Source organism: Salipaludibacillus agaradhaerens (genome assembly GCF_002019735.1).
Classification (GTDB): Bacteria; Bacillota; Bacilli; order Bacillales; family Salisediminibacteriaceae; genus Salipaludibacillus; species Salipaludibacillus agaradhaerens.
The window spans coordinates 1,788,076-1,803,312 of record NZ_KV917378.1; the positions used below are offsets into that span (position 1 = coordinate 1,788,076).

Below are 15,237 nucleotides of genomic sequence, written 5' to 3' on the forward strand. Positions count from 1 at the left end.
GGCAAGTGGCGATGACGAATATACGGTTAAAGGGGTGTGCATATGAAAGAATTTATAAAAGCCGATGTATTATCTCCCATCGACTTCCTACATGGAGGACAATTCGTGGCTGGAGAAGGCTGGAGCCATATGAAACGACATCTTGATATTTGTGTGATGATTATCGCTATTCATCATGACTTGTACATTCAACAAAACGATACACACTATCATGTGAAACCGGGTGATGTGTTGTTTTTACTACCTCACAGGCTGCATGTCGGTTACAAAGTGTCTGACCCTGGCACGACCTATTATTGGTTCCATTTTAATTTTTCATCAGCTGTATCCATTGTATCTGATCAGGACATCCAGCAAGAGATCACAAGCATTCGCTCCAATCCTCATACGTCCCCTTTGAAAAATAATGACACGATTATTTTACCTGTACACTCACGACCAAAATATATTGAAAGAATTCGCATCTTGAGTAAACAACTACTAGATGTATCAAAGGCAAACTACTATAATCACTACGCCGTTGATTATTTAGCCACCTCCTTACTCATTGAGCTATCAGAACAAACGATTACACATGTTAGTACGTCATTTAAAAAATCATCGCCTGAGAAAAAGCTCGATGCGATTCTTGAATGGATACGGGTTCAAGCCTTAAGTCATATTTCTGTGAATATGATCGCGCAAGAATTTAACTACAATAAAGATTATTTAACCCGTCTGTTTAAAAAAGAAACAGGCATGACCATTCAAGAGTACATTACGATGTTAAGACTTTCTAAAGCAAAAGAACTTCTCGCTAGAACGAACGAAAGCGTTAAAATGATTGCTTTTACGATCGGAATGAAAGACGAGAAGTACTTTATGCGCTTTTTTAAAAAATATGAAAAAATGACACCGTCGGAATATAGAGAAGCCTACTATCGCACACCGATGAATAACAAGTAGGCCGTCGTTCAAAGTGCCTGCCTGAACCAATGTTATAGTCGAACAGAGTAAAAAACGAGACTTAGCCCAACTTAACAAACTTTTCAGACCTGAAGCTTACATTTAAAAAACTAAGTTTTTAGAGCCCCAATCAGTTGCTTTATATTCTTCTTGTAACATACCCATGTGAATAATATCGAACCAGCGACTTTGTCTGAATAGACTTTCTCTACTGGTACCCTCGTGACGAAAGCCTAGTTTATTATAGAGTTTAATTGCCTTGTCATTAAATGAGAAGACACGCAAAGAAATACGATGCATGTTTAGTTCAGAAAAGGCGTACGACAATAAGAGCTTCAATGCTTCAGTCGCATAGCCTTGTCCCCAATATGACGTATCACCAATGTCAATAACACATTCCGCATGTCTGTTTTTATAATCCATATGTATTAAAGATGTAACTCCGATCGGCTTCCCATCGGCTTTTTCCTCGATAATATAACTTTTTGAAGAGGAACTGTTCAAGATAACCTCAGTTACGAAGTCTCTCGTTTCTTCTATAGAATAGTGATCCATGACAAGACTAGTAGACATCATCACCTGCTCATTGTTTCGCCATGTATGATACACCTCACTATCTTCTTTCACCATTTTCCTTAAACGAATTCTGTCTGTGCTAAACAAGCCATTTCCCCCTAATATGAGATGGGACAATTAAATGGCCCCATTTCGTTATTTAGCCTTCGCTTCTATTAAAAAACGATGCTGCTTCACATCAAAAAATCCAGATTGTTTAATCTGTTCATAAATCACGTAAAGTTCTTCCTCACAATCGTCAACAGAAAAATCAGGCACCTGCCACGGAATTGCTTTTAAATAATACAATACCGCACCGATATCATAAAGCTAAGCTTCAATCAGTGGGAGTTTTCCATCCCCCACTGATTGTTAGTTTAACTTATCGGACCTTTAGGGGCAGTTTATCCCCTATCTAAACTTTTCCATCTTCTTAAGTTTTCAGGGTTTTACTGCCCCTTAAGTGTGGGATAAAATCTTAACGTTGGGAAGGCTTCTTCAGCTTTGACTATCTGAAAACCTTCATCTTGCAATGCCTTCACAGCAAACTTCAAATCCCAATTGATATACTCATCATTCACCGGTTTGTGAAGAGCCTTATTTAGGTCCTGTGCATCTAAACAACCTACTTGTTGAGTAAAGAAGATACCACCCGTTTTTAAAATGCGCTTCACCTCTTGAGGCGCATATGATTCGTGACGATTTAGCACTAAATCAAATTGCTCGTCATGAAATGGTAGTTGATGATCATCGAAAATCTGTTCAACGTAGACCCCTAAAGGTTCAAGTTTGGCCTTTGCTATGGCGACATTCGGTGCATAACCTTCCGTAGCGCAAACCTTTGAGGGAAATGGCTGCAGGAGAGATAAAAACTCACCACCTCCCGTCCCCATATCAAGTAGGGAACGACACTGTCTCATAAGGGTTATGGCTTTGCTTCCGTAAGACCATGGCAGTAAGCTACTAGCGCATCGGCCGCTTCCTTCGATATAGGAAAAATCCCACCCGGTAAAAAGCGTTTCTCCCATTTCAAGTGCTTTATAAAATTGCTCATCTCTCATGAAAAACATCCTCCTTCGTTATTCACCCTCTTAGCAGCATGAGTAACACGGAGGTCCTCTGATTGACCATAAGCGTTTTTATGGATTAAAAAATGAGTAACACATTCGTTGGTCAACTCCTAAACACAGCGTTATCCTTCCAGTTGCATGATCGCACCAAAATATTGCTGGGCGGTCGTAAACGTGATAAAAGCGACGAGTTCACTAATTTCTTCATCTGAAAAGGTGTCCTTCAGCACATGAAACACACTGTCTGGGATGTCTCCTTTTTGTGTGAGGAAAACATCGGCAAATCCTGTTGCCACGAGCGTTTTTTCATCTGAAATTGCCGTATCTGGCTTCCCTTTTGCTTTACAATAAGCACAGCCGTTCTTCTGTGCCAACGTCCGTCTCACTTGCTCTTTTAAAGAACTGGTTAAACGCCCGGCTCGTTCAAGTGTCTCACCTAGAGTGTTCCAAGACGTCATAATTTGTACGTTGTGTCCTAATAACTGTTGAAAAGGGGTGTCCCCATGTGCTGCTTTCTCAATTCTCGGCATTTCAGTATCCCCTTCCAAAGCCTCTTTCATTTTTATACGAGTTGGCCACTAGACAACGATTTTTCCTCTAATGTAATACCAAGTTTAGCGCCTATTTGTAGTAACCGCTCTTTCTCCCCTTCTGTCACGAGTGACACGACCGTCCCTGTCTTTCCCGCCCTGCCTGTTCTTCCTGAGCGATGAACGTATTGTTGAATATCATTAGCTAAGTCAAGTTGAATAACGTGAGTGAGGTCATCAATATCAAGACCACGTGAAGCCACATCTGTCGCCATTAAAATTGGGACTTCGCCCTGTCTAAATTGTTTAATCGCTTGTTCCCGCTCTTGTTTCCCAGTGGTGCCATGGAGAACACCGACCGTTTTTCCCCGAAAAGCAAGTCGTTCAGCAAATGTCTCTAATTCATGAATATCATTGGAGAAGGCTAAGCCATACATGCCTTCCATATTAACAAGTTTTCTTAACAGTTTTGGCTTCTCACGTCTCTCGGCAACGAGATACACGTGCGCTACTCGCTGAAGCATGTCTTTATCAAGTGCTATACGGATTATCTCTGGAGCAGCCGCCATGCGTTCTACCGCTTGCTTTTCAACATACTTCGGGATGGTAGCTGAACATACAATACGCTGACAGTCTTTCATGACACCTTTCATCAACATGTCCACTTCATCAATATGCTCTTTCGCAAACAACTGATCCGCTTCATCTAAAACAAGTGTTTTCACTTCATGCAATTTTAATTTTTTTGACTTGACTAATTCTACGAGTCGTCCCGGCGTCCCTACAATAACTTGCGGCTTCTTCTTTAGTTTTTCTTGCTGTCGTTTCACATTAGCGCCACCTATAAGCGCGACTCCAGTAATACCACTTCCCGTTGCCCAATTGGTAACATTATCTAATATTTGCATCACTAATTCACGTGAAGACGCCACAATGACCACTTGTGCCTGCAAAATAGACGTGTCGATTTTTTCCAAAGAGGGAAGAAGGTATGCCAATGTTTTTCCTGATCCTGTCGGAGCCTCAGCCACAATATTAGTACCTTTTAAAGCCACAGGAATCATCTTTTGCTGAATAGGTGTTAATTCTTCGAAGCCTGATTTTGTCCAAGCCTCTTGTAAATATGTCGGTAAAGCAGGTATGATAGTCGTTGGATTCATAATATTCTCCTTATGGTAGATATGTTTTTAACCGCACCAGCTATTCATAGTGTCGCAGTCTAATTATAATCTAACCCGATTTTATCCTAAATGAAGCAAAGACACCAATTTTTTATAGAGAGGTTTGAGAGTATGAGTATTTTATCTGTTAAAAAGTTAAGCCATGGGTTCGGTGACAGGGAGATTTTCCACGACGTGTCATTTCGCCTGTTAAAAGGGGAGCACATTGGTCTTGTAGGGGCAAATGGTGAAGGGAAGTCTACCTTCATGAACATTATCACGCGTCAGCTCGTCCCTGATGAAGGCACGATAGAGTGGGCTAAAAATGTCCGTGTTGGCTTTCTTGATCAACATACCGTCCTTGAAAAGGGGTTGACGATGCGTGATGTGTTAAAGGGGGCCTTTCAATATTTATTTGATATGGAAGCAGAGATGAACTTGATGTATGAACGGATGGGTGATGCCACACCTGACGAGATGGAAACCCTTCTGGAAGAAGTCGGTGTCATGCAAGATGTGCTTACTAACAATGATTTTTATGTCATTGATGCTAAAATAGAGGAAACTGCTCGTGGGCTTGGCCTTGATGAAATTGGCCTTGAGCGGGACGTGCAAGATTTAAGCGGTGGACAACGAACGAAAGTGTTGCTAGCTAAGCTTTTATTAGAAAAACCTGATATTCTGCTGTTAGATGAGCCAACAAACTATTTAGATGAACAGCATATTGAATGGCTAAAGCGGTACTTACAAGAATATGATAATGCGTTTATTTTAATTTCTCACGATATTCCGTTCCTCAATTCGGTCATTAATTTAGTGTACCATATGGAAGCAGGCGAACTAAATCGTTATGTCGGGGACTATGACCACTTCCTTCATGTTTACGATGTGAAAAAGCAACAACTGGAATCCGCTTATAAAAAGCAGCAAAAGGAAATTGCTGATCTGAAAGATTTTGTCGCCCGTAACAAGGCACGTGTCGCCACACGAAACATGGCCATGTCGCGACAAAAGAAGCTCGATAAAATGGAGAAAATTGAGCTTTCACAAGAAAAACCATCTCCTGAGTTCCATTTTAAACTCGCTCGTACACCAGGAAAGCTTATTTTTGAAGCAACGAACCTCGTGATCGGATACGATGAGCCATTGTCCGAACCATTAAACTTAAGAATGGAACGGGGGCAAAAAGTTGCCCTCACAGGGGCTAACGGTATCGGAAAAACAACGCTTTTAAAAAGCTTGCTCGGGGAAATCTCCCCCCTTGAAGGTCGTGTTGAACGAGGAGAACATTTACATCTCGGCTATTTTGAGCAGGAAATAAAAGAACAAAACAATTTATCGTGTATTGATGACGTATGGGAAGCGTTCCCGCATTTTACTCAATATGAAGTACGTTCAGCCTTAGCAAAATGTGGTCTTATGACAAAACACATTGAAAGCAAAGTTTCTGTCTTAAGCGGAGGGGAAAAAGCTAAAGTTCGCTTATGTAAACTCATTAACTCAGAAACAAACGTCCTCGTCCTTGACGAGCCAACGAACCACCTTGATGTGGAAGCGAAAGAGGAATTGAAGCGTGCCTTACAAGCTTACAAAGGCAGTATTCTGCTCATTAGTCACGAGCCTGACTTTTACGAGGCTATTGCTACCGATGTGTGGAATGGGGAGAATTGGACGACAAAAGTTTACTAACTTTTTTATAAAATCAAATCCATCATAGCACATACACCTGTAAAAAATAATAAACATTCAAGCGTGACAGTCATTTACTCACATCCTGTTTTAGGGTAACGTGAATGACTGTCGCTTTTTTCATGACAGTATAACAAAAAGCCTGTCCAACTATCGTTTTGACAGTTTGTTGAACAGGTTTCTTTAATCAATTTTGCATTCCCGATGAGCCAAACAAAATATACGCTATATTCTTTAAAATAAGTTATTTCAACTCTTTAAAGCATGTGAGTTTTTTATCAGGTACGATCATATTAATATGTCTAGGTAGGTTAATAAATTCTCCAGGTAAATTGCCACCGAATTCACCATCCAGGTTCAGCTGTAAATTATCGTCAGTATGAATTTTAATTCTATTTGCTTGGACATAAATGACCCGTTCGTCATTCAAATGTTCCCCGCGCATAGCTGCCCCCGTTAACCTCACCACATCCGCCAGACGGGTTTTCTTCAAAATAATCATATCAAATAAGCCATCGTTTAAATACGCATTAGGTGCTAATTTTTCAAAACCGCCTACTGAGTTCGTGTTGGAAACGAGGAAAAGCATAATTTCTCCCTCAAAGACACTGCCGTCATATTCAATGGTCACATTGACGGGTTTAATATGTGGCAGTTTTTCGAAGCCTTTCACGTAATAGGCGATCTGTCCCATCATCGTTTTTAGCCGGCTCGGCACTTCATACGTTAATTCTGTTAAGGTACCAGCTCCTGCAATATTAATAAAATACATATCTGCCACTTTTCCTACATCAATGGCCTGAGGGCGACCGTTGACTAACACATCACAGGCTTCTTTAATGTTTCTCGGGATATGTAACGCCCTGGCAAAGTCGTTTGTTGTGCCAGCTGGTAGAATACCTAACGCCGGCCGATAAGGTTGTTCTGCTATGCCATTAACTACCTCATGAATCGTACCGTCGCCTCCTGCAGCGATTACAAGATCAAAATGCCTTTCACATGCCAAGTTTGCAGCGTTTTTAGCTGAGTCTTTACCGGTTGTCGCATGAGTAGAGGTTTCATATCCTGCTTTCTCTAATGAATCAAGAATAGCAGGAAGATGTCTTTTCACGTGCTCTCTTCCAGAAGTAGGATTATATATTAGTCTCGCTTTTTTCATAATGTTTCCTCCATCATCTCTCACCATTGTTCGTTGTTCCCATACCAACCCATCTGCTAGTTAAATCACACGTTTCAAAAATATAACAAGGACAGTATACCATTTTACTAAGCCAAATAGTATGTAAATAATCCCCACATCAAATTAGTTCATAACCTCATTAATTTGTCATATGAACTCTCGTTTCTTAACAGTCTGCGACTATTTAAAAATTTGTGTCTCCTTCCTCCCTTTCATGACGTAGTATACAGAAGAGTATTTTAGCTGTTTAGAAGGAGTGATGTTAATGACGAATCATCCAAAAATATTAATGCTAATTAGACAGTTTGGTAACACCTATCCAAAGCATAACCAGAAATATAAAGCGATCACGAGTCTCGAAAAATTCACAGATGTTTATTATTGGTATGAGGACGGTAGTATTCTTGACATTCTAAAAAAAATCCCTGTAAAACCGGACTTTATTTTTCATTATGACCCTTCATGGGGACATGTTTTTGCCCCTCATATTACTGATTTAGATAAAGTAACGATTCCTACCGGGGCCTTTTCAATTGATATCCACGCTAATAAACAAGAACGCCTCGCATATTTTAACCAAAACAATATCGATCTTATTTTTTCTGTTATAAAGTCACCATTTTTAAAAGCCTTTCCAACATTCACTAAACAATTTAGATGGTTGCCGTTTTCTATTGACCCTGAGGTTACAAAAGATTGGCAGTTAAACAAAGACATCAAATTTCTTTTTATGGGACTAGTTAATGACGGAACAGTCTCCCATCCACCTTTAGGGCGATATCCATTCAGAGAAGCTGTGTTAAAAAAAATGAAAGATGTAAAAGGCTTCAAGTATAATAAACACCCGGGAAATCTCACATCTGATATCGCTTTAGTGAACGAAACATTTTCCCAAGAATTAAATCGGGCTCACATCTTCTTCACCTGTGGAGGATCACCCAAATATCCCGTTATGAAATTCTTTGAAGCTCCTGGTAGCCGAACACTTTTATTAGCAGAACCTAATGAGGACGTATGGGATTTAGGCTTCAAGGATAAGGAAAACTTTGTGGCATGTAATACAGAAGATTTTTTTGAGAAGGCAATGTTTTATAGTGAAGATGAGGCTGAAAGAACGCGAATCACAACGAACGGCTATCATTTTATCCATGAGCACCATACAAACGATGTGAGGGCACAACAGCTGTTAACTTATATTACCGATTACTTAGGCGGGAAAGAAGCGAACGATCTCCCCCTGATTTAACATTCTATTGATTGATCATCTTGATAAATCACGTAAAAATCGGCCTCTTTCCCTAAGGATGAGACCGATTTTTCGTGAAAGTTATGTAAATCTTACTGTAATCAGCAGAATTCTAAAAGCCTCTCCCTTTTCTTGACATCTTACGAATTGGCTTTTATTCTATAATTATCTATCGTGTCTCACACCATAGGACATCTGTGACACTACAGTCCAGACTCTCAACTATTTAACTTCACTCGTGTCCTTTCTTCGCTACCCTGTTCACATGTCAAATTTTTTATTAAAAATTCAATTCTCATTATGCCCCTATAATGTTTTGCCTATATTAAAACAAAAACTAAGATAATGGTGAATGCTCAAGCTCTCTCATGATAAGAAGATTGGAATAAACAAATAATCTATCATAGCTAAATATTAACAGTCTTCTTTTTCGATTAGATGATTCCCTGCTCAATAAAATTAAGGAGGTGTTTTTTATGAATGTTGTAAAAAGAATTGACACAGTCTTCCTTCAAGTCACTAATTTAGAAGATGCCATCAGCTGGTACAAAAATGTGTTTGGCTTTAATTCTGTGTTTGAAAGTCATGAACGTCATGAGCGTTATACTGTGTTGGAAGTGGGAGAAACCGCCATTACCCTTATGGAAAAGAACTCGGTGAACAAGGACGCTTTGACTCATCCTATTTTATATTTCTTCGCTGATGATATTGAAAAAACACACTATAAAGTGAAAGAGCATTCATTAGCTTGTAGTGACATCATTTTTGAAGACGGTGTGACCTTTTTTGAATTTAAAGATTTAGATGGTAATCCACTAGGTGTTTGTCATTTTTAATCAGCCACATTGTGCTTCTCTAATTATGACTACAACAAGGGAGATGACAACTTAATGACGATGAATGATTTAATAGTGCTCAACTTTGAAGAAGTAAGACGTAGAAGTATAAAGCTAAGCTTCAATCAGTGGGGGTTTCCTTCATCCCCCACTGATTGTTAGTTTAACTTATCGGACCTTTAGGGGCAGTTTATCCCCCACCTTAACTTTTCGATCTTCTTAAGTTTTCAGGTGGGGGGGTTACTGCCCCTTAAGAGTGGGATAAAGGTTTGGAAGGCGATACCTGAACAGAAGCTGAACTGGAAACCTGACGGAGAGGCACTTACTTGCGCAGACATGATTAGACATGTATTAGAAGGTGAATATCTTTATCACCAAATTCTTATAAGAAAAGGCAGTAAAGGTTTATCCAACCTATCTAATCCTTTTAAAGAAAAAAATTTTACAACAGTAGATAATGAGCTAGCATTTGCCCAACCGTATCGTAAAAATTTCCTAGAATATATTAACTCAATAAGTGTAAGTGATTTTGAGACTATAAGAATAGACCGTTCTGATGTAGGATATGTTAGAACGCTTGGGGATATGTTATTGCGTATCGCTTACCATGAATCTGTTCACACTGGTCAACTGTTAGATTATATGAGAACAATGGGAATTGACCGTCCAAACATTTGGGATTAATGAAGTAGAACAAGACTTTCGTTAAATAAAGTCTTATTATTTTATTACATAAATCAATTTCACAATGACACGTTTCATGAGCAATAAAACGACTCATATCTAGTGATTTTTATTTAATATACGGATAATAAAAAAGCGACTGAAAGGTATGACGGCGACTCCCGGAGGATAAAGCGCAGTCTGAAGCTCCACTTTTGCGAGGAATTACCGAGCAAACGTTAGCTGAAGACAAGCCCCCGAGAAAGCGTCCGTCTGAAGTGAAGGACACATTCACTAGTTGGATTTTGACACCTTATTTTGAATGATGGCATTTCTTCAAATACGTTTTAAATTATTCACCGTTGTAGCATTTAGACTTTTGACATACTGGAAGAAGCAGTTGTTTAACACGAGTTTTACATTCTATATTTGTCTAAATAAAAGTGCTAGAGCTCACTGTTTTCAACTGTTTAATGTTTTACCCCTATCAAAATGACTGTCATTATCCACACTAAAGATACCTTCTGATAAATTTAAAATGATTAAAACTCAAAAAAATCAGAGGTATCCTTATGTGCGGGATCAAATTGGACATCTACATGTGTAAGTGCATATAAACGTGACTAAAATTGGGTAGCCATCATTGACTAATTTTTAATACCATAGGCCAAAAATAGCTTAGAACTCCCTGCAAGAGGGAATGTGTAAATTTCCTGAAAAGCTATGAGTTCTTCATATCTTTTATTCACATCATCTTCCCCCGTAAAGTATCTTACATGACTCACCGTATCAAAATTCGGTACAGAAAGTATGACATGTGTTCCCACTCTTAATTTACTTAAAACACGCAAATCTTCCTGCAAATGTTCTAACACTTCAAACAAAATAGCTGTATTGTAATCATCATCGTAAATAGAGGACGTATAAGCGTCATCAACCTCGAATTTATCTTTATAAAGATTGTTGGTCATTTGGGCTAGTCGTATAGCTTCATCACTAAAATCAATCCCCTTGTAGTCTAAAAGCTCATGGTCAAATAATAAGTTGGCATATTGTCCAACCCCACATCCAATATCAATGATTCGAGGATCTTCCATCTTCTTTAGAATGTCTATCGACTTTTCCCACAGTTGCAGATAAGGGCTGTGTCGATAATGCTTAGCATACATTTTTTTGTGCCCACCTGCTTTATAGATTTTATCGTAAAAATCATTGTTTTTCTCCATTTTTTAATAGACTCCTTTTTTAGTCTTATGCGTATTTAGCTGTTAAGGATGGACCACTAGCTTCTATATCCATATCACCCTATTATTTTATGAAAAACTAGATGTAAGTGTGCTTGTTCCAAGTTACAGGTAAGTAACTGTCAGGAATTCCCCTTTTTCTTTAGAAAATGACAAGGATTTTTATTTTGATTGTCGAAATTGAAGATAATAAAGACGATATTTTGAAAGGGTGATAGGATGTTACAGACGTATATTAATGCCCACATATTAGATGGTTTAGGAAATGACATAGTGAAAGGCACGTTGCTCATTGAGGATGAGCATATTCTTCAAGTAGGAGAAGAGATTGACCTCCCACCAAATGTCTCCATCTATGATTGCCATGGAGACTATATAACGCCCGGTTTTATTGATGTCCATACGCATCTCGGTGTACATAAGGCTGGGGGAGGTGAAGAAGGGAGAGACTTTAATGAAACGTCAGAACCCGTCACTCCTCATATCCGTGCAATTGATGGTGTTAATCCTATGGAAAGAGCCTTTCAAGATGCAAGAGAGAGCGGGGTAACCACTGTTCAGATTATGCCAGGCAGCGCCAATGTTATCGGAGGAGAAATGGCTATTTTTAAGACAGCCGGCCACATTGTTGATGAGATGATTGTAAAGTCCCCTTCTGGCATGAAGGGAGCTTTTGGGGAAAATCCAAAACGAATCTACAGCGGTAAAAAAATGGCTCCAGTTACACGAATGGGAATCGCAGCACTGATGCGGCAGACACTTATGAAAGCACGTGATTATCAATTTCGCAAGGAGAAAGGGGAAATCTTAGAACGAGATTTACGTATGGAGCAATTATTACCCGTTTTGAAAAAAGAAATCCCTCTTCGTACTCATGCCCATCGTGCTGATGATATTATGACCGCGATTAGAATCGCTGATGAATTTAAGATTAATGTCACGATTGAACATTGTACAGAAGGCCACCTCATTGCTGATAAGCTCGCTGAACACGGTGTTCAAGTCTCAGTTGGCCCTACAATGTCCACACGCTCCAAGGTTGAGTTAGCTGACAAAGGGTACCATACGATGGTCGCCTTAGAAAAACATGGTGTCCCTTTTTCTATCACAACCGATCATCCTGTCGTAGGCATTGACTATTTAACAACTACTGCTGCACACGCGATTAAGCATGGGCTTAGTGAAGTGACAGCTTTAAAAGCCCTCACTAGCCAAGCCGCCCGTCATTTATCGATAGAAGCGATGAAAGGTTCGCTTGAAAAAGGGAAAGATGCTGATTTTGTCATTTGGTCTGGCCATCCATTTGATGTCTATACGACCGTTAAAGAAACATTTATTGAGGGGAAATCTGTTTATAAGCACACTTCTAGTTAAACACTTGTACGATATGACTTTTATGTAAACGGAGAGGATAAAGAAACGAAAGGGTGATTTTACGTACCAACAGCCATTTACTTCTAACTGAGGTAAGCCCCCACATACATTGATAGACAGTAATGTTACTATATTCGACATAGCCTACTATTGAACAGCGTGTATATTTTTGGGATGATTAGAGGGTGGGAGGGGTTGACATGAAACGGTCTTATGATTATCTATTTATCTTTCTTATCGGTTACCAAGCGTATTTTGTTTTATCGTTGTTATTTGACACTCCCTCAAACGAATGGGGATCATTAATCATATCTTTTTTCGGTATTAGCTTATTCGCTCTTGTTTGGTGGAAAAAAGGCAGCTACTTTTCTGAAGCACAACAAACGATGGCGCTCACCACATGTATCATAAGTATAAGTGCCGTCATCGTTTATGCTGTCTTACATTTTTCACTTTAACGCGACGTTGTCACACGACCAATCGCTTGCTTTCTCAAATAACAAACTAAACAGTAGTAAGAGAAACGAGCTGTACAAATGATGACGAATGTAAGGATGATTAGGCCTTTACTAGAAAACGCAACATTCTTTAGCCAACTATTTAAAACAACCATATAGCACGTAAATGAGGTTATTTGCAAAACCGTTAAAAGATGAGGATAGACAATCCTTCTCATTCTCCGTTGAATAGGAATAAGCTTCAGTAAATCGATAAATTGAACAGGAATAAGCCATACAAATATGGCCATAGCCAACATCCATAAGGCTTGCCACGACATAAGCGACATGTCTGTTGGCATTAGTAAAGCTGTCATATAAATAACCGCCATAAGTACTGAGATGATACCTCCTACCATCCCCATCATAAATACTAAACATTTAATCATGTCTTTCATAATAAGTCCTTCATACCTTCTTCCTAGCTTTTTTTAAAACAACCCTTCACAATCAGTGGGAATTTAAGTGAATCAGGATATCAACGTCCGTTATTTCCTGCCTAAATAGGTGTCGTTCTCCTTCCTATTTTGAGGCGGGTGTTATACTGACGGTTATCTGTGATAAATAGAACTGTTTCAGCAGAGTTTTTTGAACATGCTTTTGAGTATATCATATGTGGCGTTGAATGGTGCAATGAACAACTCTCTCTTTAAAACTAGTGGGCGAAACAAACGAGATTCAACATAACCTCAGTGATTCAAACGTATTTATTATTACCTTGATGAACGTATCTCCACTCATATTGAGAGTTAAAATAAGACTCCCGTCTGTAAGAACGGAAGTCTTGTCTTACTCTTTATCTCTAACGCTTTTTGATCTCTTCAGTAAGGAGTTTGTTGACGACTTGTGGATTGGCTTTTCCACGTGAAGCCTTCATAATTTGGCCTACTAAGAAACCAATCGCCTTATCTTTCCCATTCTTATAATCATCAATAGATTGAGGGTTATTATCCAGTGTCTCAGTGATCATATTAAGAATTTCTCCTTCATCACTGATTTGGACCAGCCCTTTATCCTTGACGATTTTCTCTGGGTCTCCACCATGTTCAATCATTTCTTTAAACACTTTTTTCGCAATCTTAGATGAAATCGTCCCTTTTTCTATAAGCTGAATCATTTTCACAAGAGATTCAGGGGTCATTGGGACGTCGGTAATGTCTTTCCCGTTTTGATTCAAATAAGCACTTACTTCACCCATAAGCCAATTTGATAGTTGCTTTGGTGGTCCGTCTAACGCTAATCCTTGCTCAAAGAAATCGCTCATGGCTTTTTGTTGAGTAAGGACGCCTGCATCGTATTCTGGCAACCCTAATTCGTTAATATACCTTTGTTGGCGTGCATCAGGTAATTCCGGAATGGAAGCTCTCACGCTGTCTTTCCAGTCATCATTTATATACAGATTGACTAAATCTGGCTCAGGGAAGTACCTGTAATCATCTGACCCTTCTTTAACACGCATAAGAATCGTTTTTTTCCGTCCCTCGTCCCAACGTCTTGTTTCTTGAAGAATTTCGCCTCCACTTGAAAGTTCCTTCTCTTGACGCTTCTCTTCATATTCCAGGCCTTTTTGAACATGGGTAAACGAATTGAGATTTTTAAGCTCTGCTTTCGTCCCAAACTCCTTTTGTCCCACAGGACGTAACGAAATATTAGCATCACAACGAAGGGAGCCTTCTTCCATCTTACAGTCTGATACTTCCGTATATTGCATGATAGCTTTTAACTTTTCTAAGTAGGCATAAGCTTCTTCCGGACTACGAATATCAGGCTCTGACACGATTTCAACGAGCGGTGTTCCTACTCGGTTATAATCTACAAGGCTATGCCCTTTCCCATCAACATGCGTAAGTTTACCTGCATCCTCTTCAAGATGAAGACGCGTAATGCCAATACGCTTCTTTTCACCATTAACCTCAATATCTATCCACCCATTTTCACCAATTGGCTTATCGAATTGAGAAATTTGATAGGCTTTCGGGTTGTCCGGGTAAAAATAGTTCTTCCGGTCAAATTTCGTTAATTCAGCTACTTCACAGTTTAAAGCCATCGAGGCTTTCATAGCAAATTCTACAGCTTGCTTATTCAACACTGGTAAGACACCGGGATGACCTAAACAAACTGGACATGTGTGCGTATTAGGTGGCGCTCCGAATTCTGTGGAGCAGCTACAAAAGATTTTAGAATTCGTTTTTAATTCAACATGGACTTCTAAACCTATCACTGTTTCATAACTCATATCTTGTCTCCC

At 39.3% G+C, this 15,237-nt stretch carries 15 protein-coding genes and 1 pseudogene; 7 read left to right on the top strand and 9 right to left on the bottom strand.

The window, feature by feature from the left end:
• The first annotated feature begins 42 nt into the window (after nt 1–42).
• Nucleotides 43–945, top strand: coding sequence for a helix-turn-helix transcriptional regulator (locus BK581_RS08530; protein WP_078577772.1), 903 nt, complete (start codon nt 43–45; stop codon nt 943–945).
• A 102-nt stretch (nt 946–1,047) separates the two neighbouring features.
• Here the strand turns inward: BK581_RS08530 and BK581_RS08535 are convergent, their stop codons facing one another.
• From BK581_RS08535 to BK581_RS08550, 5 genes and pseudogenes are all read right to left on the bottom strand, one after another.
• Nucleotides 1,048–1,608: a GNAT family N-acetyltransferase gene (locus tag BK581_RS08535; protein WP_257821961.1), complete on the bottom strand. Its 561-nt coding sequence runs from the start codon at nt 1,606–1,608 to the stop codon at nt 1,048–1,050.
• Nucleotides 1,609–1,656: 48 nt separating this feature from the next.
• Nucleotides 1,657–1,827 (bottom strand): annotated as a pseudogene (locus tag BK581_RS19830) (SAM-dependent methyltransferase); the annotation flags it as partial.
• A 122-nt stretch (nt 1,828–1,949) separates the two neighbouring features.
• On the bottom strand, nt 1,950–2,561 hold the full coding sequence (locus BK581_RS08540) for a class I SAM-dependent methyltransferase (protein ID WP_169837620.1): 612 nt from the start codon (nt 2,559–2,561) through the stop codon (nt 1,950–1,952).
• A 131-nt stretch (nt 2,562–2,692) separates the two neighbouring features.
• Nucleotides 2,693–3,100: a carboxymuconolactone decarboxylase family protein gene (locus BK581_RS08545; protein ID WP_078579897.1), complete on the bottom strand. Its 408-nt coding sequence runs from the start codon at nt 3,098–3,100 to the stop codon at nt 2,693–2,695.
• Between the two features lie 32 nt (nt 3,101–3,132).
• Nucleotides 3,133–4,260 carry a DEAD/DEAH box helicase gene (locus tag BK581_RS08550; protein ID WP_078577774.1) on the bottom strand — a complete coding sequence of 376 codons (1,128 nt, stop codon included), beginning with the start codon at nt 4,258–4,260 and terminating at the stop codon, nt 3,133–3,135.
• A gap of 132 nt (nt 4,261–4,392) precedes the next feature.
• Here BK581_RS08550 and BK581_RS08555 point away from each other — a divergent pair, with 132 nt between their 5' ends.
• Complete coding sequence (locus BK581_RS08555) at nt 4,393–5,949, top strand: ABC-F family ATP-binding cassette domain-containing protein (RefSeq protein WP_078577775.1); 1,557 nt, start codon at nt 4,393–4,395, stop codon at nt 5,947–5,949.
• Between the two features lie 244 nt (nt 5,950–6,193).
• Here BK581_RS08555 and BK581_RS08560 read toward each other — a convergent pair whose 3' ends face one another.
• Nucleotides 6,194–7,108: a diacylglycerol kinase gene (locus BK581_RS08560; protein ID WP_078577776.1), complete on the bottom strand. Its 915-nt coding sequence runs from the start codon at nt 7,106–7,108 to the stop codon at nt 6,194–6,196.
• Nucleotides 7,109–7,394: 286 nt separating this feature from the next.
• Here BK581_RS08560 and BK581_RS08565 point away from each other — a divergent pair, with 286 nt between their 5' ends.
• The 3 genes from BK581_RS08565 (at nt 7,395) to BK581_RS08575 (ending at nt 9,895) form a co-directional block, all read left to right on the top strand.
• Nucleotides 7,395–8,375, top strand: coding sequence for a glycosyltransferase (locus tag BK581_RS08565; RefSeq protein ID WP_078577777.1), 981 nt, complete (start codon nt 7,395–7,397; stop codon nt 8,373–8,375).
• Nucleotides 8,376–8,851: 476 nt separating this feature from the next.
• Nucleotides 8,852–9,211: a VOC family protein gene (locus BK581_RS08570; RefSeq protein ID WP_078577778.1), complete on the top strand. Its 360-nt coding sequence runs from the start codon at nt 8,852–8,854 to the stop codon at nt 9,209–9,211.
• 231 nt (nt 9,212–9,442) lie between these two features.
• A complete protein-coding gene (locus tag BK581_RS08575; protein WP_245828969.1) occupies nt 9,443–9,895 on the top strand; it encodes a DinB family protein in 453 nt (150 codons plus the stop codon).
• A 626-nt stretch (nt 9,896–10,521) separates the two neighbouring features.
• Here the strand turns inward: BK581_RS08575 and BK581_RS08580 are convergent.
• The gene (locus BK581_RS08580; RefSeq protein ID WP_078577780.1) at nt 10,522–11,100 is read right to left on the bottom strand and encodes a class I SAM-dependent methyltransferase; all 579 of its coding nucleotides are present in this window, start codon (nt 11,098–11,100) and stop codon (nt 10,522–10,524) included.
• Nucleotides 11,101–11,337: 237 nt separating this feature from the next.
• Here BK581_RS08580 and BK581_RS08585 point away from each other — a divergent pair, with 237 nt between their 5' ends.
• Nucleotides 11,338–12,492, top strand: coding sequence for an amidohydrolase (locus tag BK581_RS08585; RefSeq protein WP_078577781.1), 1,155 nt, complete (start codon nt 11,338–11,340; stop codon nt 12,490–12,492).
• A gap of 200 nt (nt 12,493–12,692) precedes the next feature.
• Complete coding sequence (locus BK581_RS08590; RefSeq protein WP_078577782.1) at nt 12,693–12,950, top strand: hypothetical protein; 258 nt, start codon at nt 12,693–12,695, stop codon at nt 12,948–12,950.
• Here the strand turns inward: BK581_RS08590 and BK581_RS08595 are convergent.
• Together BK581_RS08595 and gatB are read right to left on the bottom strand one after the other, a co-directional pair.
• Complete coding sequence (locus BK581_RS08595; RefSeq protein ID WP_078577783.1) at nt 12,947–13,387, bottom strand: hypothetical protein; 441 nt, start codon at nt 13,385–13,387, stop codon at nt 12,947–12,949. The genes BK581_RS08590 and BK581_RS08595 overlap by 4 nt on opposite strands.
• Nucleotides 13,388–13,791: 404 nt before the next feature.
• The gene (gene gatB, locus BK581_RS08600; RefSeq protein WP_078577784.1) at nt 13,792–15,225 is read right to left on the bottom strand and encodes an Asp-tRNA(Asn)/Glu-tRNA(Gln) amidotransferase subunit GatB; all 1,434 of its coding nucleotides are present in this window, start codon (nt 15,223–15,225) and stop codon (nt 13,792–13,794) included.
• Nucleotides 15,226–15,237: the final 12 nt, after the last annotated feature.

What these genes read in the sequence shown, in the direction of transcription:
- BK581_RS08545 (WP_078579897.1), bottom strand. Translation starts at nt 3,100, where the DNA reads ATGCCGAGAATTGAGAAAGCAGCACATGGGGACACCCCTTTTCAACAG.
- BK581_RS08570 (WP_078577778.1), top strand. Translation starts at nt 8,852, where the DNA reads ATGAATGTTGTAAAAAGAATTGACACAGTCTTCCTTCAAGTCACTAAT.
- BK581_RS08580 (WP_078577780.1), bottom strand. Translation starts at nt 11,100, where the DNA reads ATGGAGAAAAACAATGATTTTTACGATAAAATCTATAAAGCAGGTGGG.
- BK581_RS08565 (WP_078577777.1), top strand. Translation starts at nt 7,395, where the DNA reads ATGACGAATCATCCAAAAATATTAATGCTAATTAGACAGTTTGGTAAC.
- BK581_RS08555 (WP_078577775.1), top strand. Translation starts at nt 4,393, where the DNA reads ATGAGTATTTTATCTGTTAAAAAGTTAAGCCATGGGTTCGGTGACAGG.
- BK581_RS08590 (WP_078577782.1), top strand. Translation starts at nt 12,693, where the DNA reads ATGAAACGGTCTTATGATTATCTATTTATCTTTCTTATCGGTTACCAA.
- BK581_RS08550 (WP_078577774.1), bottom strand. Translation starts at nt 4,260, where the DNA reads ATGAATCCAACGACTATCATACCTGCTTTACCGACATATTTACAAGAG.
- BK581_RS08585 (WP_078577781.1), top strand. Translation starts at nt 11,338, where the DNA reads ATGTTACAGACGTATATTAATGCCCACATATTAGATGGTTTAGGAAAT.
- BK581_RS08530 (WP_078577772.1), top strand. Translation starts at nt 43, where the DNA reads ATGAAAGAATTTATAAAAGCCGATGTATTATCTCCCATCGACTTCCTA.
- BK581_RS08540 (WP_169837620.1), bottom strand. Translation starts at nt 2,561, where the DNA reads ATGAGAGATGAGCAATTTTATAAAGCACTTGAAATGGGAGAAACGCTT.
- BK581_RS08560 (WP_078577776.1), bottom strand. Translation starts at nt 7,108, where the DNA reads ATGAAAAAAGCGAGACTAATATATAATCCTACTTCTGGAAGAGAGCAC.
- gatB (WP_078577784.1), bottom strand. Translation starts at nt 15,225, where the DNA reads ATGAGTTATGAAACAGTGATAGGTTTAGAAGTCCATGTTGAATTAAAA.
- BK581_RS08595 (WP_078577783.1), bottom strand. Translation starts at nt 13,387, where the DNA reads ATGAAAGACATGATTAAATGTTTAGTATTTATGATGGGGATGGTAGGA.